The following is a 21,500-nucleotide window of genomic DNA, read 5'->3' on the forward strand; positions in this document are numbered from 1 at the left end:
GGACAACCTGAGACGCGAGCCTCTTCCTGATGAAATCCGAACAGCCAGATGCCTCTCCTGTGTTCTCTGGCTAAATCCGCGTAGCGATTGGTTTCCGGTGGCCCAGTCGGAAAATAACGACAGCCTTCTGCGGGCACTTGGAGAGTTTTTCGGGCGCGCGGAATTTGACCTCTCGGACCGGTCCCGCCCTCTCATGCCAGAGTTTAACCGAGGCCCCCGTGGGGTACCCTACATGCTCATTGGATAGACCGGGTGGGACCGTGGCCCGCTTGCTGTCGACGAGCAATGCTAGTTACCTCGTCCGGACCATTCAGGAGGGTGTACATGAACGACTGGTATTGGGCCGCACGCAGAGATGGTCCCTCGGGGGACGCATTCGTAATTGCCAACGGAAAATAGGCTCTATGGCCACGGGTGCGTGCAGAGATCGACGCGGACGAACAGTGCATGTGGATGCCTATCCACGAGGGCCGGGCGCAGCCAGAACTGTCTCATATATAGGATCTAGCTCTGACGGTCGCGCCGACGCACCGCGTCAATCATAATCGATTTGTCTTTGAAGCCGCCAAGATCCCTTCCTTCGCTCATTTCCTGCGGGAATCACCGGAAGGAAATCTCCGAATACGTTTCGAATAGCGCTTATGCTGACGAGTTCGTCCGGCTCGAACCCTATACCGAAGAAGCGAGGAAACGCCTCGGTGACATTGTCAGACTTCAGCCCCCAGGTGCCGACAGGCCAGGCCATCGTCGAGCCATAGCGCTGGCGCTTGCCGCCGCGGGTGACGGACTTCTTGGCCGGCAGACCGATCGCCGGCACGCCGCGGCCATGCACGCCGCGAATGGCGAAGGCGCCGGCGTGCTGACGGCACCATTCGAGCACTTGGGTGGTGCGGCCGCCGTCGCCGGCGTCGACCGCCAGCGCCTCGATCCGACGATCCTGGCCGAATACGTCGCGGAACGTCCGCGAGCGGAATTCCTCGAGCTTCAGCCAGGCGCCGGCCTTCGGATCGTCCGTTGTCCCGTCAAGGAACTCGGCGTCGATCGACCAGCTCTGGCGATCCTCGGAGAAGGCCACCGCCTCGACGACGATGCCGTTGTGCTGGACGTCGTCGCCGGCGACGAAGATCAGGCCCTCGCCGGGCACCACGCCGCGCTTCAGGCCCGCCTCGCGGCGCTCCATCAACCGCTCCCACTCGGGCGCGTTGCCGCGCATCTCGTAGGGCAGCCCGAGCCACAGATTGTAGAACGTCTTCTCCTTGCGCTCGTCGCCCTGGGCCGCAACGGCCTTGGCCGCGACCATATCCCAGGTGGTGAGCTGCGAGATCAGCGCGTCGACATGGAAGGACGGATAGAGCCCGTCCGGATTGGTCGCGATGAAGCGACCGGCGCGGACCAGCGACGCCTTCTCATGGTGCTCGATCGGGCGACCGCAGCAGGGCGCGGCATAGAAGGCGCGGTAGGGGGGGCGAACGTCGTGCTTCAGATGCTCATAGGTGAGGATGATCTCGGTCGAGCACCCCGGGCACGCGATGTGCCAGAAGCGCTGGTCGCCCTTCTCGAACAGATCGTTGATGCGCGACGTCTTGGCGAGCGTCGGTGTCGACAGCGCCAGGAAGCGCCAGTCGGCTGTGGCATGGAAGGCGGTGAAGCGGCCGAGATAGAGGTCGAGCGCGTCGCCCTGGCCGTCCAGGTCGAACTCCCACTCGTCGACCTCGTCGGCGATGCCGACCTTCAGCGTCTTGGACCGCAAATCCGCTGCGGCGCCCGCGTTCAGCAGCGCCAGCGAGCCGCCGGGGAAGCGCTTCGACGACTGCGTCGAGCCCTGCCCCGAGCGCCCGATCTGCGACCGGACCTTGGCCTTCAGCGGCTTGGTCTGCTCGATGACGGGCCCGAGCTTTTCCCGGTTGAACTCGGCGAGATCGTCGGCGCGCGGGACGGCATAGCCGATGCGGCAGGGCGCACGGTCGATATAGGAACCGACCAGGGCGATGCCGGCCACCGAGATGCCGGTCTGCACCGACTTGCGGACCGCCACCATGTTGTGGGGCGAATCCGGTCCGAGCGCGTCGATGATCTCCGGCACGTAGGGCGTCAGCGACAGATCCCAGCGCGAGCCGGCGCGCGGCCCGTCCGGCACGACCAGGTGCTCCTTGGCCCAGGCCGATGGCGTCATCGGCGCCACCGGCGCCAGCATGCCGGCGAAGATGCCGGCGATCAGAGCGAGCGCGCGCGGATGTTTCGCCATTAGTCGTCTCCCTCATCGTCGGCGGCCGTGAGCCGCATGTTGTCGGAAAGCGTCTGCCGCAGATCGCGGGAAACGCCCTTGAGTGCCTCGCGAAGCCCGGCGACGCCGTTCCTCGAGAACGCCGTCGCCAGATCGTCGGCATGGGTCGGCAACTGGTCGAGCCCGCGGACCAGCATCTCGGCGCAACGCTCCATGGCCCTGCGCGCATCGTCGACCCGGATCAGCTGCCCGACGCGCTCGTTGAATTCCAGCTCGGCGATCTTGGCCCGGTAGACCTCGCTGGCGGTGCGCGCCTTGGTGAGCCCCGACGACGCGCTCGAGGCCGCCGCGTTGCCGCCGCCAGACCCCGGCCCCATCCCCGGCGCATACCCAGCACCGAAGGCGTCGCGCGGATCCTCGTCGTCGGAGTTGACCCGCATCCGGTTCTCGCCGAGCGCGAAGTCCGCCTCGGCCGCGTCGATCATCTTGCGCCCCCCGCGGACCGTCGTCGGGATCTTGCCCGACTTGATCATCTTGCCGATTGCCTGTTTCGACACGTTGCGGTGCGCCGCGTATTCGACCTGGCTCATCAGACCATCCGCCGCCATGGCTCAGCCCTTCAGGCCGCCTCGGCGGCGGCGGTGCGCTCGGCCACGATCGCGGCGAAGGTGCGGCCGTCGCCGTCCAGCGTCGCCTCGAGACCGGTGAACTCCTGCCAGCGCCGGACGATGACGTCGGCATAGGCCGGCCACAGCTCGGAGCCGTAACAGGCCCGCCCCTCGGTCTCGGCGGCGATCAGCGTGGTGCCGGAGCCGAGGAACGGGTCATAGACCACCTGCCCCGGCGAGGAATTGTTCAGGATCGGCCGCCGCATGCACTCGACCGGCTTTTGGGTGCCGTGGCCGGTGTCGTTTTTCATGTGGTCGATCTGCCAGACCGTCGACTGCCGGCGGTCGCCGTTCCAATGGCCGGTGCGCCCGACGCGCACGACGTAGGCGCCCAGCTCATGGTCGTGCACGATCTCGGCACCGGCATCGCCCTCGCCGGTGCGCTCGGCATAAAAGGCCGGCTCATGCTGCCAATGGTAGTGGCCGCGCGAGAACACCGGGCGCTGCTTCACCCAGATGATCTGCGAGCGGACCGCGAAGCCCGAAGCCTCGAGACTGGCCTGCACCACGCCAGCATGCAGCGCGCCGTGCCAGATATAGGCGACGTCGCCAGGAAACAGCGCCCAGGCCTCGCGCCAGTCGGCACGGTCGTCGTTCTGTACCACGCCGTTCGCCTGGCCCTTCGAGCCATAGCCGGCCTCGGTGTGCCACTTCGGATCGTACTTCACGCCGTAGGGCGGGTCGGTGACCATCAGCAACGGCACGACGCCGTTCAGCAGGCGAGAGACGGACGCCGCCGACGTCGAGTCACCGCAGATCAGACGGTGGGGCCCCATCAGCCACAGATCGCCGGGGCGCGAGATCGGCACCACCGGCACCTCGGGAACATCGTCCTCGCCGTCGGCCGCACCGCCGCGCTGCAGGCGGCCGAGGATCTTGTCCAGCTCGCCCATGTCGAAACCGGTCAGCGCCATGTCGAGGCCGCCATCCTTGGCGAGCGAGGCCAGCTCCGAGGCGAGCAATTCCTCGTCCCAGGTGGCGTCCTCGGCAAGCCGATTGTCGGCGATGATGTAGGCGCGCCGCTGCGCGTCCGACCAGCCGCTGCAGTCGATGAACGGCACCATGCCCTTCGGCAGTGCACGGCCGCCAGGCGTGCGGATGGTCTCGCCCTTCGCCAGGAGCTTCTTGACCGCCATGCGGCGGCCATGGCCCGCGACGATGCCGTTCCCTGCAGCGACGTCGACCAGCAGCGGATTGGTGAACCCGAACTCGCGGATCGAGGCGACGATCTTCTCGACCTGGGCGGCCGAGTGCTTGCGGGCGTTCCGCTCGTACGGGACCAGCTGCTCGAGCAGACAGAGCCCGGCGCGAAACGCCTCTACGGCTTCCGTTTCGCCCGAATTTTCAGCGGTCACATTCGACAAGGCGGTCAACTCCAGAAGGTCAACCGGGTCAACCGGGTCAACCTTGTTTTCAGGGCCAAAAACTGGTGGCTTTTCGGGGGCTCAGCGCGCCGACCCCCTGGCCATCCCGGGGCACGGTCCCTAACCGGGGGGTGGGGGTCTAGGGGTGTCTCCCCGTCGCCACACCCCTCGAAACTGTCTCAGCGTCGCCACAGTCGCGGCGGCGGCGGAGGCGAGGCCTCAGCTCATCACGCCCTTGGTCATCCGACGGATCTCGCGATCGAGACGCGACGGCAGACGCTGGCCGATCGTCGAGGTGAACGCATCGGCAGTCTGGCCTCTCACCATTTCGGCGGGAATGACCACGCCCGACTGCTGCGCCTCGACCGGGTACCGGCCTGAGCCGAGCCGCTTCATGACGTTGCCGCCGAACTTGCCGATGGCCTTGCGGCCCGGGAACCGCCCGCCCTTCAGGAACGTGCCGGCGAATACCTCGCGCTTGCCGAACGGCGCCGCCGAGACACCCCGGCGGATCTCGCGGGGGGCGAAGTACTTCAGCGCGATGTCGCCGCCGGCGCCTTCCATCCGGTAGCGCAGCACCGACGGGCTGGAGGCCGAGGCCTTCACCGCCCGCACGATGACATCGCGCTTCAGGCCGGTCTGCTTGGTGAGAGCGCGTCGCACTTGGGTGCGGGCGATCTTGCCCGAATGGTTCAACGCCCGGCTCGCGCCGACATTGAAGGCCTTCGGCGACAAACCGCGCATCGCCTCGCCGAGACGGCGAAGGCCGGTGGCATCGGTCCAGCGGATCACCAGGGCCATGCGGCACCCCCGAAACGCAAAACGCCCCGGCTGGTGGGCCGAGGCGTTTGAACTTTTACAGTGTTCAAGGGATGCACCAAATTCCGCCCGCATGTCAAGCGGCACAGGAGCCTCGCGTTCGCGCGTCCTGCGCTTTTCCCGCAAGAAGCACCCGCGGCGCGACTCGCGCTGCCTCGCCCTCCCAGGGCCACAGGGCGCAATCCAGCCCGTCGAGCGCGTGCGCCGTCAGCTTCCCGTCGAGATCGGCGACGAGCGCGCCCAGCGCCAGCACCCAAGCCTGGTACTCCACCCGATCGACCACGAGCTGCACTGGATCGGGCGTCAGTCGTGTCTTCAGGACGGCGCCGGGATAGGGGCGCTGCCGCTGGCGATCGTAGCCGTCCATCTCCACCGTCACCGCTTCGCCGTCCGGCCCCGCCCGCGTCACCAGCCGCACCCAAACGTCGCGGCCGTTCGCACCACTCACCCGCTTGCGCGCTACCGGCCAGTTCGTCCACCCCGGCGCCGCACCCAGCATCGCCATCCGCACCACCGTCGCAGGCATCCGCCCTTCGTTGATCCGGGCGATCGCCAGCCCGCGGACGTGGCAGTCGTCCCGCTCCTCGACGGTCAGAAGGCTGCCATCCTCGAGCACCAGGTCGGCGAGCACGTCGTAGTCCGGCGCCGGCTCGAAGCTGGCATCAGCCAGCGCCGCCACCGCCTGGCCGACCGTCACCGCGTCCTCGTGCGGATAGTCCTCGATCCCGAAGTCCGGCACGCAGCCCCAGGCGTTCGACGTGTCGATCAGCGCCAGCAGCTCGCCATAGTCCGCCACCATGTCCCAGCCGCCGATGCCGGCACCCGGCCCGGCATGGCCGCGCACCGTGCCAGACCCCGCCTTCGGAAGTTCCTGCCGATAGGCCCATGCCAGCAGCGCCTCGATTCCGATCCGTTTCATCGTCTTCCGCCTTCACTCGTTCCAGATTTCTTGCTTGCGGCCCTAATCAGGCCCTTCCCGAGCTTCCTGGAATAGGGTGCAGCGCGGAGCACCGATGGATCGAAGCAAGCGGCAGGGTGTTGTCGACTCAGAGCCACAGCAGTGGAGAGTTCGATATGGAATGGTGGGTTGGGCTGACCGCGCTTGCTGCAGTCTTTGCCGTCATGTGGTTTTTCCGCAAAGTCAGGGATCCGGCAGAGCCCGCGAAGACGGCGCCAGCTCGGCCTAGAAGGACGGCATCGGCAGCCCTCGCCAGCAGAACCGCTACGGCAGCCGGAGCAACGATCCTCTCCGGCAGATTTCAGCCGCCGGCGACGGCCGAAGACGTCGAGAGCCTGGCGACCTCGGTTAAGGAGGAAGCTGCCGCATGCCGGAGAATGGCGGTGCGAGTGCTGAAGGCCGCAGAGACGGCGCTCGCGATTGGCCGCGCCGATCCTGACCTTGTCGAAGAAACGGAAAGCGCCCTTGCCCGTGTCCGCGCCACGATCGAATACGCCGAGATTGTCATGGACCAGTATCTCTCGGAGTTCGACAGCTTGGACCAGCGCCGGTGGATCTCCCTCGAAGAAATTCACAAGCTCGAGACGGAGATCATGGCCGCGCTGTCGGATCTGCGGCTCGTTCAAGACAGCCCGCAGGATGCTAGCTGGTTCGCTTATCCGCCGTAGCCCTCGAGTTGCCAGCAGCGCGTCTATCCTGATCCGTTTCATTCCAGTTCCTTTCTCTTGCGAGGGTTACGAGGGTTTGAGAGAGGGTTTCCGATAGTTTGAGAGAGGGTTGTTCATCAGCGCTTTCAGCATGTTGTGGTGATTGGCGAGGGTTATGGCTGTTCCTATAGACATGAAGCCGCCATCCCCCCTCACCCCGTCGTGTGTCATAGGGGCCGGAAAACCATCGCAGACCATCGCAGTTCCTTGCTGGGCAGGCCCCCGAACCCCTTTTGTGAACGCTCGCGACCCTCTCTAGCCATCGCAGACCCTCGCGCGTTCGGGCGTGCTAAGGTCGAGCGATGGCCAGCGAAACGAACAGGAAACCTAAACTGGTTCAATGGCTTGACCGTTTCGGCTGATGTGGTGGGTCACGGCGCGCTATCCGCCGCCATACCCGGATGGGTAGTCGCTGCCGACCTCGCGCGCCGGCACGTCGATCAGCGTGATGCCGACATAGCGGCGAACGCGGTCGTCCCGCCGCTCGAACTTCTTGGCCATGATCCGTCCGAAGGCGGTCTCCGATATCGGTTTGACGGCGGCGCTCTCCGCCCAGGCCGAGTAGGCCTGGTAGAAGGCCCGAGCCAGCACCTCGTCGTCCGGCTTGGGCCGGACGCAGCGGGCGACGAAGCCCGCCGTCGGGTCCATCTCGTCGCGGTATTTCTGCGTCTCGGCAGTCACAGCGTCGGGCACGTGTAGGCCCTCGCGCAGATAGATCAGCGCGCCCTCGATCAGCCAGTTGAGGATGCCGGGGTGCTCGGGCTCGAAATCCGAAACCACCTCCTCGAAGTCCCGCTGCTTCTCGATCGGGATGGTCTTCGGCCACAGCACGACGGCCATGCGCCGCCAGATGCCGTTGTCGGTGCCGGTGATCTTCGGATAGTTGTTGCCGGACATGTGGCCGGTGAAGATCGGCTGGAAGTCGAAGTAGCCGGCGAAGAGGTCGCGCACCGTGATCGCCTCGCCGCCGGTCAGCTCCTTCACCAGGTCTTCGCGCAGATCCTCGCCCTGCGGCAGTTCCTTGACGCGCAGCAGGCGCCGCCCGTGCAGCCGCGCGACGTCCGGCGTCGCGCCGCCGGACTGGCCGGGCCCGCCGAAGAACGAGGTCGAGGGCAGTGTCACAGCCGCCTCGCCGAGCACTCGGCAGATCACTTCCATGCAGACGGACTTGCCGTTGGCGCCCGAGCCGTAGTGGAAGAATAGCTTCTGTACGGTGACGCCGAGCAGGCCGAGCCCGAAGGCCACCTGCACCATGCGGCGCACCTCCGCGTTCGGCAGGTATTCCTCGAGGAACGCCGTCCATTTCGGACAGCGCGCCAGCCTGCCGTAGGCGACGGGAACCAGCTCGCTGATCAGGTCCTCGCGCCGATGCCCCTTGGTGACGGTCAGCTTCGACCGCCGCACGTCGATATGGCTGGGCGTCTCCGCCGGCGCGTCGTCGCGCTCGGCCGCAGGGTTCACCTCGCGCTCGGTCACCACCGAGAAGGTAAGCGTCGCGCCTTTCACAGCTACCTTCAGCGGGTCGGCGTTGAATTCGTCGGGATCGGTCAGGACGTGCGGCGCCGCGCCCGACAGCATGTTGTCGATGCGGCTCTTGTTCTTCGACGATATGGCGAAGTCACGCCGCGTCTTACGCGCGCCAGCGACGCCCTTCTCGATCGCCTCGGCATTCTTGAGGATGCGCTTGTCCGAGGGCGACAGTTCGTCGGTGGCTTTCTCACGAACCGCCACGGCCGCCTCCAGGACGGCCGCCTGTTTCTTCGACGGCGAGAGGAACTGCAGCTCGCCGAGGATGCGGTCGCCAAGCCGCTGCGCGAGCCGCTCCGCTCGAGGCCGCCCGTTAGCGGTGTCCCAGTGCGTGCCGGTCCAGACGACGAACAGCGGCGCCTTGGCCTTCTCCTGCGCCATCACGCGCAGGTCACGGCCGAAATGCATGATCAGCCGCATCGCATTGTCGGTGTCCGACTGGTGCAGGTGCGCGCTGGCGGCGGTGACCAAATCCTCGACCGTCTCCGGATCGCCGGCCTGCGGCAACTCGCGACCGTTGACGACGACCGTGCCGGCAGCAACGGGTTCGCGGGCTTCGGGCTCTGCCGGTGGCGCATCGAGGCCCGCCGACGATGCCTGAGCGGTTGCCGCGGCAAGGATCGCCCGCACGGCCTCGAGGCCGGAATTATCCCCCCTCGGCGCCATCAAGCTGCCTCGCTTCTTCGGGTCAGCAGATCCGCGAAGTCGGCGCCCGCCGGCGGCCAGGCGATTGCGACAACGCGATGGGCCGTCTCGAGCCGCGCCTTCGCGCGGAGCATCGCCGCGCCGGTGGCAAAGGGCTCGGAATCTCCATCGGCGATCAGCAGCAGTTCGTCGACCTGGCCCGGCACCTGCACCGCGTCGCCCGGACCCTGCCCCGGCTTCGGCACCGGCCCCTGCACGCGCAGTGCCCGTAGCTTGCCATTCACGTCAGGCCGGGTCAGCGACGGATGCGCGAAGTTGCACTTTGGATCGGCGGGGCCGGCGAGATTGCCGAGGTCGCCGGCAGCCGCGTAGAGCGTGTCGCGGCGGAAGCCCTCCGCAATGCCGACGGCCAGCGTGTTCTCGATCCCCTCGCCGATCACCAGGCGCGTTCGGCCCGGCTCCGGCACGATCCGGTCGCCCGAGGCCCCCGCCAGCGGCTTGCCGCTTAAGGGCGGGGCAAACGACCAGCCGACGAGCGGGATCAGCCCGCCCATCTTCGACCCGCGCATCTTCTTGGTCGCCAACGGCTCGGCGCCCTGCCGCAGCAATGGCCGCGCTTTCGGTGCGGCGAGATCAATCCAGGTCAGATGGCAGCCCATGACGGCGCCCTGCGGATCGACGAAAGGCGCGACCATTGCCGGCCCCTCGTGAATCGCGACACTGCGCCCGGCTTCGTCGTCGCCCTGCCAATAGGGCTCGGCGCCGAGTGCGCGGAGAAACGGCAGTGCTGGCAGAGCGTGGCCACCGAGACGCAGCGCCAGATAGCGCCGCACCATCGTCCCGGCTGCCGCCGCGAGTTCCGCGCTCGCACCCCATTTGCCCCGCGCCTTTGCCCGCTCGCGGTCGCGATAGGCGCCGGCCTCGCTCTGCTGCCGCGCCGCCTTCGCCGCCGATACGGCGCGAACTTGAGCCAGCCTCGCCTCGCGCGCCGCCCGCGCTCCCTCCGTCTCCGGCTCGCCGTCCGGCACCTGACGGCCGAGAACGTCGGCGCAGGCGGCGAGAAAGCCGTCACGGCCCTTGACGGCGTGGCCGCCGAGATGCGCCGCGAGGCTGATCGCGTCGCGTCCGCCGCCGTTGACCGAGCCGCGGCAGTTCCAGGCGTTCTTAGTCGTGTTGATGGAGAACCGATCGGTGCCGCCGCAGGTCGGGCAGGGTCCGACGCTCTCGCCGGTCCCCGATGGCTTCAGCCCTGCCACCCCCAGCCGCTCGGCCGCCTCGGCGATCGACACGGCGCGGGCCTCTTCGATGAACAGGTCGGCGGCGCTCGAGATCCGCTGTGCGCTCATCGTACGTCCCCGCCTGAGCGCTTCGCATTGCAGCGAACACGCCTAAACCGCATTCGAGGTAGACGATGACCGCCATAGCGATAGATGAAGACGAACAGCGCTTCCTCTCCCCGCCATGTCGAGAAGTGTTGCGTTCGCTCGGGCGGCTCTGAAACAGGAGTTCGACATGTCAGCGCATCTGCAGACGGTTCATTCCACGCAAAGCCAGACACATAATGACCTTCGTCACCGAAGGGATTACGCCGTGCCGAACGTGCTGGGGACGCCGCGGTGTGACGCGATCCGCCTCGCCTTCGAAGCCGGCTTCTCGGCGGCCGACGTGACCTATATGCTCGATCTGAGTGAGGACGAGCTGCACGACTATTTCCGCAACCAGCGGGAACTGCCCTCGTAGCGGATGCCTGTGCCGTTTCACGTTCCCCGGTTCGACGCTCGTTAGCTTTCACTCCGCTGCCTCCCTCGCATCGATCAGCTGGGCATCGGTCAGGAAGTCCGGTCCCCAGGCGTTCTTGCGTACCTGGTGGCAGCGCGCCTTCGCGCGCTCGACGACCTCGGCGAAGCGCAGGCCTTCCGACCGCACCAGCTTGCGCAAAGTTTCCACCGCCACGACATAGCCAGGCCGCTCGGCAAGCCGCGTCGCCAGGAACCGGTCGACGGCATCGCCGCCCTGTCGAAGGACGGGCAGCGCCTCATCCTGAGAGACGTGTGCCCGTCGAAGGGGCGGAAGGATCGGCACGCGCAGCCGCTGGGCGCTCGGCATCGGCGGCACCGACGGCGCTGTACGCACCGCCTCGCAGGCCGGCGCGGCAACCGGCGCCATCAGCGACAGTGCTGAGATCCGGTCGCCCTCGCGACCACCGCCGACGCTCCGAGCCATCGCCGTCAGCAGCGCGCCGAAATTCGCGCGCGACAGCATTACGGCGTCACGCCGCCGGGTGAAGGCAGCATAGGTGGCGAAGGCATCGGCGACGCAGAAGGCGCCGAGCGGATCGGCTTGCAAATGGATCTGAGCGAAGGCGATGAAGTTCGGGTCGGCGGCGCTCATTTGGCTGCGCTCCGCAGCGCGGCACCGGCGTGGCGCGCATTTATTGCATGACCGCTGAACCTGGTTGCCGCAGTTTCGCCATCATGAGCAAGCGCACACCCGCCAACTCTCTCCGCCTCGGTCTGAGGCTCTTCCGAGGGTCGGGGCACACCTTGTGGCCAGACCGCGCCCTCGGGCCAGTTCGTCGAGAACCAGCTCAAGACATCATCATATTTCCGAGCGGTGAAGGAGTGCGTCTGGATGCGCTCGAAGAACCGCCAATCGCCTGCGGCGGCGCGGGCGATCGTGGATGCTGACAATGACGAGGCAGCACTGAAGGCGGCGAAACAGGCGGCCAAATGGGAGCGAAGTTCGTTTTCCATAGCCCGAAATGATAGTCGGATTTTTCCGATTGATCAAACGGATTTTCCCGATATAATTCCGAGTAGCATGGTTGCGCAATTTGTCGGATAAATCCGACATGGAGTATCCTTTGAAAGCCAATGTGGAGCAGAGGCTTCGCGAGCTTGGTCGCACCCCTGCCGAGGCCACCAGACGCGGTGGGCTCGAGCGGACCTTCATCCACGACATTCTGAGCGGCAGGAAAAAGTCGGTTCGCGGCCCCAACGTTGAGCGCCTGGCAAGGGGGCTGGACGCTACGTTAGAGTGGGTATGGTCTGCTCAGAACGAGCCAGGCGACGAAACTCGGCTCCACCCCGCTCCCGCCCCCATTCCGAATGCCAGCTTTCCACCGCGCTATGAGCGATTTCCTCAAGGCGAGACCGTTCCGCTCCTGGGTCAGTCGGTAACGGGGCCGAACGGACGCTTCGTTCTCAACGGATCCGAGGTCGGGCGGCTGTTCCGCCCCCCAAACCTTCTGGGTGTCGAAGGCGCATATGCCGTGAAGGTCTACGGCACCTCGATGGAGCCCAGGTTCAAAGCCGGCGAGGCCGTCTGGATCAACCCTCACGAGCCGGTCCGCGCAGGAGATGATGTCGTCGTACAGATCTTCGAAGAAGCAAGCGACGAGGCTCCCCACACCTATATCAAGGAGTTCGTGTCGCAGAGTTCGAAGATGCTGCGCTTGAAGCAGCATAATCCCGACGACGGTGAGACGGAGGACCTCACCTTCGAGACCAGCCGCGTCTTTTCCGTCCACAAGATCGTCTTCCACGCTCCTGTCTAGGCAGTAGCCTCACAGCGCCAGGCCGGCCGGAGCGTCAGGTTCCGATCGTTCAGTGGCTGACGAGGGCATTTCCCACACCTGATTTTTGCAGCGAGGTCGCGGTAGGTGTGAACGCCGAGACCGCCCGCGTCGCGAAGATTTGAGGGCCCGAGCACTCGCGAGTGCCCGCAGTCGTCGCACCGCACCTGGACCGATGACAACTCGATCAGCAGCCGGTCGCCCCAGGTTTCCGAACAGGCTAGCGCCCGGCTCCACAGTCGTTCGTCACTTCGCCGAGCGCTCAACGCCACGCCGCTCCCGCATTTGTTCTCTTTTCGTTCACGGATAGATTCCTCACTGGCGCGTAGGAGTCGAGTCGTATTTTGACCCTGGCTAGCTTTTCCGCCTCGCGCCGGCGCCCGTGGATTAACCCGACTTTTCCGATTGACAGTCGGATTTATCCGACTTAGCCTTCGCTCTCATCGAACCCCGTTGGGAGCTTTTATGCGGTCCGCAGCCCTTTCCCCGATTGCGCATCGGCGCATCGCATCCGCCACGCCGCCTTCTCCCGGGCGTGGCGGCTTATCCGTCGGCTTTCCTCCCAAGGCTGACGGATCATCGGTCGTCGCTCCTCCTCCTTCCTGGGCGGCGGCCGACGTCTTTTCCGAGGCGGGCGCCGACAAAATCGCCACCGGCCTGCTCGGCGTTGACTGGTCTGTGCCGGCCACACGCCCCCCGATCGATTGCCGGAGTGCTTCACGTCCGGTCCCTTCGACGCCGCGCCGCCGCGGCGCTACGTCGACCTCTTCGTCGCCATCCCCGTGCTTTTGATCGCCACGCTTGCCGCCGTCGCCCTTGGCCTCGGTCTTGGCTGGCTGGCGGCCAACCTCAATTGAGGACCCTCCCCATGATCCAGACACGCCCCATGACGCCGCAGGAAATCACAGCGCGCGACCACCTTCGCGCGGGCAACCTGCTTTGCGGCAGGACCGAATCCCCCTTCGAGACGATGGCAGCCGACATGATTGACATAGCCGGAGGCCTCGACGGCAACTGTACGGACGCAGACCTCATCGGCCTCGGCTGGACGCCCTACGACTTGCAGCAGCACGGCGACGCCGCGCGCCAGCTGGCCGGCGTTCGCACCGCCGGGGTCCCCGCCAGCGGCTTGCCACTTATGGGCAGGGCAGAGAAATGACCGCTTGGTGCCAGACCGTCACCGGCCGGGCGCTCGACTTCGCCACGCCCGTCGTCGAGCCGGAGCATCTCTACAGCGAGATTGCCCACGCCCTGGCGCAGATCAATCGCTATGCCGGGCAGACCGCGACGCCGTTCTCCGTCGCGCAGCACTCGGTGCTAATGGCAGAGGACTGCGAAGACGAAACCGGCGACCCGACGCTCGCCGCCTGGTGCCTGCTGCACGACGCGCACGAGGCGTATCTCGGCGACACGCCGACCCCGGCCAAGGCCGCGATCGAGGCCGAGTTCGCCAGCGTCGCCGCAGAAGCGCGCGTCCCCGACATGATCGTTGAGGCGCAGATTGCCCGCTGGCGGACCCTACGGCGGCGGATCGAGGAGCGGCTCGACAGGGCAATCCATCGCGCCGCCGGCCTGCCGCCAATCGATGATCGCGGGCGGGCCATCGTCAAGCTCTTCGATGTCCGCGCGCTGAAGACCGAGCGCCGCGACCTGATGCTTCCGCCGCCGCGCCGCTGGGTAGAATCCGTAGAGCAGGCAAAGACGCTGAAGCTACGCCGTCGCCGGATCAAGCCATGGGCGCCCGGCACGAGCGCCGAGCGCTTCATCCTCACACTAGACCGCCTCTGCCCCAGCCCGGCCGCCCGCCCCGGTCGCGTCCGCGAAGGAGACGCGGCGTGACCACCCGCCTCGCCCAGATCGCGGTCTGCGACAGCTTCAGTCCCGCCTTCCCGGATCTCGGCGCATTCGTCGACTCCGTCTGCAGCGCTGTGGCGATCGAGTGGCGGCGGGCGGGCGTCGACGGCATCCGGATCCTCGACGTCGAACTGCACCAGCAGCTGCTCACCAGCCCCGGTCAGGCGCCGCTGGACCGCGCCGCCGTCAAATCCTTCCTCGAACAGAACAGGCGGAAGCAATGAAGATGCTCGTGACCGCCGTCCTGAAATGCGAGCGCGCCGACACCGAGCCGCAGGCTATCCTGGACTGGCTCGACGAGGCCGCCCGCAAGGCCGGCATGCCGATGGAGATGGCGCAGGTGCTGCCCCACGACCTGCCAGCGAAGCCCGACCCGACGCTGACCGAAGTCGGCACCCCGGATTGACGCCGCCACGATGACCCGGCTTGACCACCAACCACACGGCCGACCCGCCGCACTGGCGCCACTCGATCCGGCCATCCGCCGGGCACTGCAGGCGCTCCACCGCGCACGGCCGCTCGGCTTGGCGCGGACCACCGGCGGCTTCAGGGGCATCGCCGACCACGTCGACACCGGCACCGGCCTGGTGCTGAAAGATCAGGGCCTCGCCCGCATCGATCATGCCGGCCACTACCCGCGGCTGAAGATCAACCGCGCCGGACGGTCCGCGCTGAAGAAGGAAGGTTCCAGCTGATGCCCAGACGTGGCGCGGTCCTGACGCAGGCCGATGTGGCACGGACGATTCGCGCGGCGAAACAGGCCGGCGCCTCCGACGTGGAGGTCCGCCCCGACGGGACGTTGGTCGTGCACCTGACGGCACGGCCGCTCGGAATCGTCGCGGAGCCGCGGATTGAGTGGCCGAGCGATTTGGTGCCATAGTGTCGGCCATGCCGCGCAAGCGCCCGCCCTACCTGCTGCGAGAGACGACCCGCCACGGCACGGTCGTCTGGTATGTGCGCAAGGGGAATGGACCGCGGATCCGCATCAAGGGCGAATACGGATCGTCCGACTTCACCGCCGCCTACACTGCCGCCGTGAACGACGAGCTGCAGCCGAAAAGCGCTACCGTCTCCGCTGCTTCGCTGGAATGGCTGATTGCCCGATACCGCGAGACGGGCGGCTGGCTTACGCTCTCGGCTGCCACACGGCGCCAGCGAGAGAACATTTTCAAGGGCGTGATCGCCAATGTCGGTAAGCAGCCCTACCAGGCGATGACGAAGGCCGTCATCGTCGCCGGTCGGGAGAAGCGCGCCGCCACGCCCGCCCAGGCGCGCAACTTCCTGGACGCCATGCGCGGCCTGTTCCGCTGGTCCCTCGAGGCGGGACACGTCGCGGTCGACCCGACCGCCGGGGTGAAGAACCCGGCACGACCGAAGACCGACGGCTTTCCGGTTTGGACCGAGGACGACGTCGACCGCTACGAGGCCCGATGGCCGATCGGCACGCGCCAGCGTGTCTGGCTGGACGTCCTGCTCTACACGGGTCTTCGCCGCGGCGACGCCGTGCGCTCCGGACGCCAGCACGTCAGCGACGGCGTGATCACGCTGAAGACCGAAAAGAGCCGCTACACGGTGGAGGTAACGATCCCGATTCTCCCGGTCCTCGCCGTGACGCTCGCCGCAGGGCCTTGCGGAGATCTCGCCTATATCTGCGGCGAGCGCGGCCAGCCTTTGACCAAGGAAACCTTCGGCAACGATTTCCGCGAGGCCTGCCGTTCGGCGAAGGTCCAGAAGTCGGCCCATGGCGTCCGCAAGATCGGCGCCACGCGCGCGGCGAACGCTGGCGCTACGGTTGCAGAACTGGAGGCGATTTTTGGCTGGCAGGGAGGCGCGATGGCTTCGCTCTACACCCGCGCCGCCGACCGGCGCCGACTGGCGAAAGGCGCCATCAGCAAACTCGATCGGAACGCCGGGTGAACACTCTATCCCCGCACCCTGGTAGCAGGTGCGGGGTTGAGGGGAAAAACTGCTTTCCCTTCAATGCCTTATAAATAAGGTGGTGCGGTCGAGAAGACTCGAACTTCCACGGGTTGCCCCACAGCGACCTCAACGCTGCGCGTCTACCAATTCCGCCACGACCGCACGCCGTGTACCGAAAGCCGCGAGGCCGTCGGTGGCGGGCATGTAACAAGACTTACCGGGAGGCACAAGGTCTTTCGCCTTATGGTGCGGCGAATTCGGCTGGACGCGCTCCACCGGCAGGAAATGCCGCTTTTCCCGGTGCTTGGGGATCGCTACATGAACCGCATGGATGCCTTGAATGACAAAGATGGTGCGACGGCCCGACTCGCCACTGTCGCCGAGCGATTCACCGCCGGCGCGGGTTCACCGCCGGTCGAGTGGCTGATTCTGGAGGGCCTGACGCCCTATCCCGATGCCGTGGCTGCGATGGAGGAGCGGGCAAAGGCGATCGCCGCCGGAACGGCGCCGGAGGCGGTGCTGCTTCTCGAACACCCGCCGCTCTATACGGCCGGCACCAGCGCCCAGGATACCGATCTCGTCGACGCCGGCGGGCTGCCGGTCTTCGCGACGGGTCGCGGCGGCGAATACACCTATCACGGGCCCGGCCAGCGGGTGGCCTATGTGATGCTGGACCTCACCCGCCGCCGGCAGGACGTGCGCGCCTTCGTGGCGGCGCTGGAGGCATGGATCATCGCCACGCTCGGCGAATTCCAGGTCGTCGGCGAGCGGCGCGAGGACCGCGTCGGCGTCTGGGTATGCCGGCCAGAGCGCCCCAGTGGCATCGAGGGCGTCGTCGCCGAGGACAAGATCGCCGCCATCGGCATCCGCGTGCGCCGCTGGGTGACGTTTCACGGCATCTCGCTGAACGTCGATCCGGATCTCGACCATTTCGCCGGCATCGTGCCGTGCGGGATCCGTGGCAGTGGCGTCACCAGCCTTGCCGATCTCGGCATTCCGGTGACGATGCCGGAGGTCGACATGCTGCTGCGCCAGAACTTCGTGCGCGTCTTCGGCCCAACCGTCGACGCGCGTCAGCCGGTCACGCAAACTCCATGATCACCGCATCGACCGCCAGGCTGTCTCCCGGCTTGGCCTTGAGGCTCGCCACGGTGAGATCGCGCTCGGCCCTGAGGATGTTCTCCATCTTCATCGCCTCCACCACCGCCAACGTCTCGCCGGCCTTGACCGCCTGACCCTCCGAAACGGCGATCGACACGACCAGTCCGGGCATCGGGCAGAGCAGCAGGCGCGACGTGTCGGGCGGCAGCTTCACCGGCATCAGCCTGTCGAGTTCGGCAATGCGGGGCGTCATGGCGCGGCAGGGCAGCCAGAGACCGTCGAGGAACAGCAGCACTCCCTCCCGCGCGGAACGGACCTGCGCCGTGACGGCGACACCGTCGATGGTGCCTGACCACGGGGAGACACCGGGGCGATAGTCGGTGGTCAACCGGCTGGTCGCGCCGTCGAGGCTCATCTCGAACACCGAGCGGGCACCCTCGCCCGCCTCGGCGTCGACCGCGACGGGAAAGTAGTCGTCGTCGATCTTCGCGACCCATTCGCGGCGCGCCGTTCCGGAGTGCTCCCGCAGCCGGTCGATATGCCTGTCGAGGCGGACCTTACGGGCGATCTCGATCGAAACGGCGATCAGCGCCGCCTTACGCCGCGTCGCCGCCGAGGCCGCCGGCCGCTCGAAACCATCCGGATATTCCTCGGCGATGAAGGCGGTCGAGATCCGTCCCTCGCGCCAGCGCGGATGCTGCATCAGGGCGGCGAGGAACGGGATGTTGTGCTCGATGCCCTCGATCTCGAATTGCGACAGCGCCGCGCCCATCGCATCGATAGCGGCCGTACGATCCAGGGCGTGGGTGCAGAGCTTGGCGATCATCGGGTCGTAATACATCGAGATTTCCGACCCTTCCCGCACGCCGGTGTCGTTGCGGATGGTGATCTCCCCGGCGCTGCCTTCCTGCGGCGGCCGATAGCGGGTCAGCCGGCCGATCGACGGCAGGAAGCCGCGGAACGGGTCCTCGGCGTAGATCCGGCTCTCCACCGCCCAGCCATCGAGACGAATGTGGTCCTGGGCGTAACGCAGCGTCTCCCCGGCGGCGATCCGCAGCATTTCCTCGACCAGATCGATGCCGGTGACGAGTTCGGTGACGGGGTGCTCGACCTGCAGGCGCGTGTTCATCTCGAGGAAATAGAAGTTGCGGTCACGGTCGACGATGAACTCGACCGTGCCGGCGCTCTGGTAGTCGACCGCCTTGGCCAACGCGACCGCCTGGGCGCCCATCGCCGCGCGCGTTGCGGCGTCGAGGAACGGCGACGGCGCCTCCTCCACCACTTTCTGGTTTCGCCGCTGGATCGAACATTCGCGCTCGCCGAGATGGATGGCGTTGCCGTGGGAGTCGGCCAGGACCTGGATCTCGACGTGACGCGGATCGACGATAAATTTCTCGACGAAGATGCGGTCGTCGCCGAAGGCGCTCCGTGCCTCGTTCGCCGAAGACTGGAAACCCTCGCGCGTCTCGCCCGCGTTCCAGGCGATGCGCATGCCCTTGCCGCCGCCCCCGGCGGAGGCCTTGATCATCACAGGGTAGCCGATCTCTTCGGCGATCCGCACGGCGGTGTCGGCATCCTCGACGACGCCCAGATGGCCGGGAACGATGCTGACGCCGGCCTTCTGCGCAAACAGCTTCGATTCGATCTTGTCGCCCATGGCGCGGATTGCCCGCGGCTTGGGGCCGATAAAGACGATGCCGTTCGCTTCCAGAAGCTCGCAAAACGAGGCCCGCTCGGACAGGAAGCCGTAGCCCGGATGCACCGCCTCGGCGCCGGTCGCCTGGCAAGCGGCGAGAAGCTTCTCGGCCACAAGATAGCTTTCCGCGGCGGGTGCCGGGCCAATGTGCACGGCCTCGTCGGCCATCCGGACGTGCACGCCATGCCGGTCGGCATCGGAGTAGACGGCGACCGTGGACACGCCCATCGCGCGCGCCGTCCTGATGACCCGGCAGGCGATCTCGCCACGATTGCCGATCAGGATCTTCTTGAACATCGCGGGCGCTCCGGCTGGTCATAGGCGGGCGATGGTTTTGACCTTTGCAGCAAGTTCCTGCAAGCCAGAGGCGGCAAGGTCGCCCGACACCTGTTCTGCCTCCGTATCGGCTGGCAGCCACGGGCATGGATGATCAGCCTGCCGGACCGGGAGGAAGAATTGGAAAACATCACCGATCGCAAGGACCACGATACGCTGGGTGGCCGGATACAGCGCAGCCGCGAGACGCTCGGCATGGCCACGGCCGAGCTGGCAGGGCGCCTCGGCGTGAAGCCGGAGACCATGCGGGGATGGGAGCGCGACCGCGCCGAGCCGCGCGCCAACAAGCTGATAACCCTCGCCGGGATACTCGGCGTCAGCCCCGCCTGGCTGATCGGCGGCTATGGCGCCGCGCCCGAGGAGGATCCGGCGCCCGGTCCCGATCATGCCGATCGCCTTGCCGCCCTCAGGTCCCGCCGTGACAGCATCGACCGCGAGATTGCGCGACTCGAAAAGGGTGAAGCGGCTCCAGGCTGAGGCGCTTGGTCAGTGCACCAAGGGCGGCGGCGGTCTGTTGCGGGCGACGCGCTTCTCGCGAGCATAGATGAACAGGCCCGAGCCGACGATGATCGCCATGCCGAACCATTTGGGGCCGTCCGGGATCTCCCCGAAGATCAGGTAGCCGAGGAGCACGGCCGAAACGATCTCGACATAGCCGAAAGGCGCCAGGACCGACGCGGGCGCCAGGCGGTAGGCGAGGATGAACAGCAGATGGCCGATCGCACCGATGAAGCCGGTGAGGAACAGCAGCTGCCAAACTTCGCCGGATGCCGGCCAGACTAGACGCAGCGCCGGGACATCGAATGGCAGGGCCACCAGCATCACCGCGGACAGAACAACGCTGCCTCCAAGGCCCGAGTAGAATAGCATGGTCAACGGCCTGGCGCCGGGTGAGACCTTGCGAGTGACGATCATGTACAAGGCGGCACAGACCGCCGCGACCACCGGGAACAACGATGGCACGCCGAATATCGCATAGCTGGGACGGACAATGACGAGCGCACCCACAAACCCGACGGCGGCTGCCGCGATTCGTCGCCAGCCAACCGGCTCCCTCAGCAGCATTCCCGACAGGAGCGTGACGATCATCGGCTGGATCAGGAACACCGCCGACGCATCGGCCAGCGGCATGAACTCGAGGGCCGCAAAGAATGCGACACCGGAAAAGGCGAGCAGCGCCCCCCGCAGGAGGTTCAGCCCGAGATGCGTGGTAGCCAGGCCGGTGCGTCCGCCGGCGACCAGCAGAACCGGCAGGATCAATCCCGCCTGCAGAACCAGCCGGAACAGCGCGACCTCGCCTGGCGAGACGCGGTACGTCGTGACGAGCAGCTTGCCGAAGGCGTCGAGCAGCGGAATGAACGCCGCCGCGGCGATCATGATGGCAATGCCACGCAGCACTTCGGCCGGGGTATTCTCGAAGGTTCTGGCAAGTGTTGTCATGGCTCTTCATGCCACGTCGTGTTCCTCCTCGTCACCGGGGAAGATCTCCGGGCGAGCATCCGCGCGGAGACTCAGTTGATGTCCCGCAAGGTGCTCATCGATGCAGACGCCTGTCCGGTGAAGGACGAGGCCATCGAAGTGGCCTTGCGCCACGAGGCCGAGGCCTTCCTTGTATCAAACGGAGGGATGCGTCCATCCCGCTACCCGGATGCGCGCATCGTGGTCGTCGCGGAAGGCCCAGACGCTGCCGATGACTGGATCGCGGACGCCGCGGCGCCGGACGACGTCGTCATCACCGCGGACATTCCGCTCGCCGCCAGGGCCCTCGAAGCGGGCGCCGCCGCCCTCGGCCCGACAGGACGCGAATTCACGACCGAATCAATCGGTTCAGCGCTTTCCATGCGGGCCTTCAAGCAGCATCTGCGCGAAACCGGCGAGAGCAAAGGCTACAATGCCTCCTTTACCGCCGCCGACCGATCGCGGTTCCGTCAGGCACTCGAGCTGATCCTGCGAAGATCAAGATCACCGTCCTGACGGGCCGGCCCGCGCGACCAGGCCCTATCGTTCCCTGCCGTACAATGACCAGCTACCCGCACTGCACGCAACTGCCCGAAAATGACCCAACGGAGAATTCAACTTAACTGCCGATCCTTCAGATCGTCCAAGA

The 21,500-nt window shown here is 66.6% G+C and carries 24 protein-coding genes and 1 tRNA gene; 14 read left to right on the forward strand and 11 right to left on the reverse strand.

Annotated elements, in window-relative coordinates; translation table 11 throughout:
• Window positions 1-535: 535 nt before the first annotated feature.
• The 5 genes from GTW51_RS14865 to GTW51_RS14885 all read right to left on the reverse strand — a co-directional run bounded on the left by GTW51_RS14865 (window position 536) and on the right by GTW51_RS14885 (window position 5,994).
• Window positions 536-2,245, reverse strand: coding sequence for a terminase gpA endonuclease subunit (locus tag GTW51_RS14865; protein ID WP_163044820.1), 1,710 nt, complete (start codon window positions 2,243-2,245; stop codon window positions 536-538).
• Window positions 2,245-2,814, reverse strand: a complete 570-nt coding sequence (locus GTW51_RS14870; RefSeq protein ID WP_163044821.1) for a hypothetical protein — start codon at window positions 2,812-2,814, stop codon at window positions 2,245-2,247. Before GTW51_RS14870 ends, GTW51_RS14865 begins: the two co-directional genes overlap by 1 nt.
• Before the next feature lie 29 nt (window positions 2,815-2,843).
• Window positions 2,844-4,247: a site-specific DNA-methyltransferase gene (locus tag GTW51_RS14875; RefSeq protein WP_343034023.1), complete on the reverse strand. Its 1,404-nt coding sequence runs from the start codon at window positions 4,245-4,247 to the stop codon at window positions 2,844-2,846.
• A gap of 228 nt (window positions 4,248-4,475) precedes the next feature.
• Window positions 4,476-5,057, reverse strand: a complete 582-nt coding sequence (locus GTW51_RS14880) for a hypothetical protein (RefSeq protein ID WP_203566105.1) — start codon at window positions 5,055-5,057, stop codon at window positions 4,476-4,478.
• 94 nt (window positions 5,058-5,151) lie between these two features.
• On the reverse strand, window positions 5,152-5,994 hold the full coding sequence (locus GTW51_RS14885) for a hypothetical protein (protein ID WP_163044822.1): 843 nt from the start codon (window positions 5,992-5,994) through the stop codon (window positions 5,152-5,154).
• A 155-nt stretch (window positions 5,995-6,149) separates the two neighbouring features.
• Between GTW51_RS14885 and GTW51_RS14890 the strand changes: the two genes are divergently transcribed.
• Window positions 6,150-6,701, forward strand: coding sequence for a hypothetical protein (locus GTW51_RS14890; protein ID WP_163044823.1), 552 nt, complete (start codon window positions 6,150-6,152; stop codon window positions 6,699-6,701).
• A 420-nt stretch (window positions 6,702-7,121) separates the two neighbouring features.
• On the opposite strand, the gene GTW51_RS14895 is transcribed toward GTW51_RS14890, so the two are convergent.
• Window positions 7,122-8,933 (reverse strand): DNA primase family protein, encoded by a 1,812-nt coding sequence (locus GTW51_RS14895; RefSeq protein WP_163044824.1) that lies wholly within the window; start codon window positions 8,931-8,933, stop codon window positions 7,122-7,124.
• Window positions 8,933-10,258 carry a DUF7146 domain-containing protein gene (locus GTW51_RS14900; protein ID WP_203566106.1) on the reverse strand — a complete coding sequence of 442 codons (1,326 nt, stop codon included), beginning with the start codon at window positions 10,256-10,258 and terminating at the stop codon, window positions 8,933-8,935. The genes GTW51_RS14895 and GTW51_RS14900 overlap by 1 nt, the downstream gene beginning before the upstream one ends.
• Before the next feature lie 166 nt (window positions 10,259-10,424).
• Here GTW51_RS14900 and GTW51_RS14905 point away from each other — a divergent pair, with 166 nt between their 5' ends.
• Complete coding sequence (locus GTW51_RS14905; protein WP_163044825.1) at window positions 10,425-10,652, forward strand: hypothetical protein; 228 nt, start codon at window positions 10,425-10,427, stop codon at window positions 10,650-10,652.
• 48 nt (window positions 10,653-10,700) lie between these two features.
• On the opposite strand, the gene GTW51_RS14910 is transcribed toward GTW51_RS14905, so the two are convergent.
• Window positions 10,701-11,303 carry a hypothetical protein gene (locus tag GTW51_RS14910; protein WP_163044826.1) on the reverse strand — a complete coding sequence of 201 codons (603 nt, stop codon included), beginning with the start codon at window positions 11,301-11,303 and terminating at the stop codon, window positions 10,701-10,703.
• Between the two features lie 240 nt (window positions 11,304-11,543).
• Between GTW51_RS14910 and GTW51_RS14915 the strand changes: the two genes are divergently transcribed.
• The 9 genes from GTW51_RS14915 (at window position 11,544) to GTW51_RS14955 (ending at window position 16,257) form a co-directional block, all read left to right on the forward strand.
• Complete coding sequence (locus GTW51_RS14915) at window positions 11,544-11,756, forward strand: hypothetical protein (RefSeq protein WP_163044827.1); 213 nt, start codon at window positions 11,544-11,546, stop codon at window positions 11,754-11,756.
• Between the two features lie 7 nt (window positions 11,757-11,763).
• Window positions 11,764-12,468 carry a S24 family peptidase gene (locus tag GTW51_RS14920; protein ID WP_163044828.1) on the forward strand — a complete coding sequence of 235 codons (705 nt, stop codon included), beginning with the start codon at window positions 11,764-11,766 and terminating at the stop codon, window positions 12,466-12,468.
• Window positions 12,469-13,190: 722 nt separating this feature from the next.
• Complete coding sequence (locus GTW51_RS14925; protein ID WP_163044829.1) at window positions 13,191-13,343, forward strand: hypothetical protein; 153 nt, start codon at window positions 13,191-13,193, stop codon at window positions 13,341-13,343.
• An 11-nt stretch (window positions 13,344-13,354) separates the two neighbouring features.
• Window positions 13,355-13,645 carry a hypothetical protein gene (locus tag GTW51_RS14930; protein WP_163044830.1) on the forward strand — a complete coding sequence of 97 codons (291 nt, stop codon included), beginning with the start codon at window positions 13,355-13,357 and terminating at the stop codon, window positions 13,643-13,645.
• The gene (locus GTW51_RS14935; protein ID WP_163044831.1) at window positions 13,642-14,325 is read left to right on the forward strand and encodes a hypothetical protein; all 684 of its coding nucleotides are present in this window, start codon (window positions 13,642-13,644) and stop codon (window positions 14,323-14,325) included. The genes GTW51_RS14930 and GTW51_RS14935 overlap by 4 nt, the downstream gene beginning before the upstream one ends.
• Window positions 14,322-14,564, forward strand: coding sequence for a hypothetical protein (locus GTW51_RS14940; protein ID WP_163044832.1), 243 nt, complete (start codon window positions 14,322-14,324; stop codon window positions 14,562-14,564). The genes GTW51_RS14935 and GTW51_RS14940 overlap by 4 nt, the downstream gene beginning before the upstream one ends.
• Window positions 14,561-14,746 (forward strand): hypothetical protein, encoded by a 186-nt coding sequence (locus tag GTW51_RS14945; RefSeq protein WP_163044833.1) that lies wholly within the window; start codon window positions 14,561-14,563, stop codon window positions 14,744-14,746. The genes GTW51_RS14940 and GTW51_RS14945 overlap by 4 nt, the downstream gene beginning before the upstream one ends.
• A gap of 10 nt (window positions 14,747-14,756) precedes the next feature.
• Window positions 14,757-15,035, forward strand: a complete 279-nt coding sequence (locus tag GTW51_RS14950) for a hypothetical protein (protein WP_163044834.1) — start codon at window positions 14,757-14,759, stop codon at window positions 15,033-15,035.
• A gap of 193 nt (window positions 15,036-15,228) precedes the next feature.
• Window positions 15,229-16,257, forward strand: a complete 1,029-nt coding sequence (locus tag GTW51_RS14955; protein ID WP_163044924.1) for a tyrosine-type recombinase/integrase — start codon at window positions 15,229-15,231, stop codon at window positions 16,255-16,257.
• An 80-nt stretch (window positions 16,258-16,337) separates the two neighbouring features.
• Here the strand turns inward: GTW51_RS14955 and GTW51_RS14960 are convergent.
• Window positions 16,338-16,422, reverse strand: a tRNA-Leu gene (locus GTW51_RS14960).
• Between the two features lie 165 nt (window positions 16,423-16,587).
• On the opposite strand from GTW51_RS14960, the gene lipB reads away from it, so the two are divergent.
• Window positions 16,588-17,358 (forward strand): lipoyl(octanoyl) transferase LipB, encoded by a 771-nt coding sequence (gene lipB, locus GTW51_RS14965; RefSeq protein WP_163044925.1) that lies wholly within the window; start codon window positions 16,588-16,590, stop codon window positions 17,356-17,358.
• Here lipB and GTW51_RS14970 read toward each other — a convergent pair.
• Window positions 17,342-19,354 carry an acetyl-CoA carboxylase biotin carboxylase subunit gene (locus GTW51_RS14970; protein ID WP_163044835.1) on the reverse strand — a complete coding sequence of 671 codons (2,013 nt, stop codon included), beginning with the start codon at window positions 19,352-19,354 and terminating at the stop codon, window positions 17,342-17,344. The genes lipB and GTW51_RS14970 overlap by 17 nt on opposite strands.
• A 159-nt stretch (window positions 19,355-19,513) precedes the next feature.
• Here GTW51_RS14970 and GTW51_RS14975 point away from each other — a divergent pair, with 159 nt between their 5' ends.
• A complete protein-coding gene (locus GTW51_RS14975; RefSeq protein WP_246233167.1) occupies window positions 19,514-19,870 on the forward strand; it encodes a helix-turn-helix domain-containing protein in 357 nt (118 codons plus the stop codon).
• A gap of 9 nt (window positions 19,871-19,879) precedes the next feature.
• Here GTW51_RS14975 and GTW51_RS14980 read toward each other — a convergent pair whose 3' ends face one another.
• Window positions 19,880-20,833, reverse strand: coding sequence for a DMT family transporter (locus GTW51_RS14980; protein ID WP_163044837.1), 954 nt, complete (start codon window positions 20,831-20,833; stop codon window positions 19,880-19,882).
• Window positions 20,834-20,911: 78 nt separating this feature from the next.
• Between GTW51_RS14980 and GTW51_RS14985 the strand changes: the two genes are divergently transcribed.
• Window positions 20,912-21,367 (forward strand): YaiI/YqxD family protein, encoded by a 456-nt coding sequence (locus GTW51_RS14985; RefSeq protein WP_425483258.1) that lies wholly within the window; start codon window positions 20,912-20,914, stop codon window positions 21,365-21,367.
• The last annotated feature ends 133 nt before the right edge of the window (window positions 21,368-21,500 follow it).

Source organism: Aurantimonas aggregata, from assembly GCF_010500835.1.
Lineage (GTDB): Bacteria > Pseudomonadota > Alphaproteobacteria > Rhizobiales > Rhizobiaceae > Aurantimonas > Aurantimonas aggregata.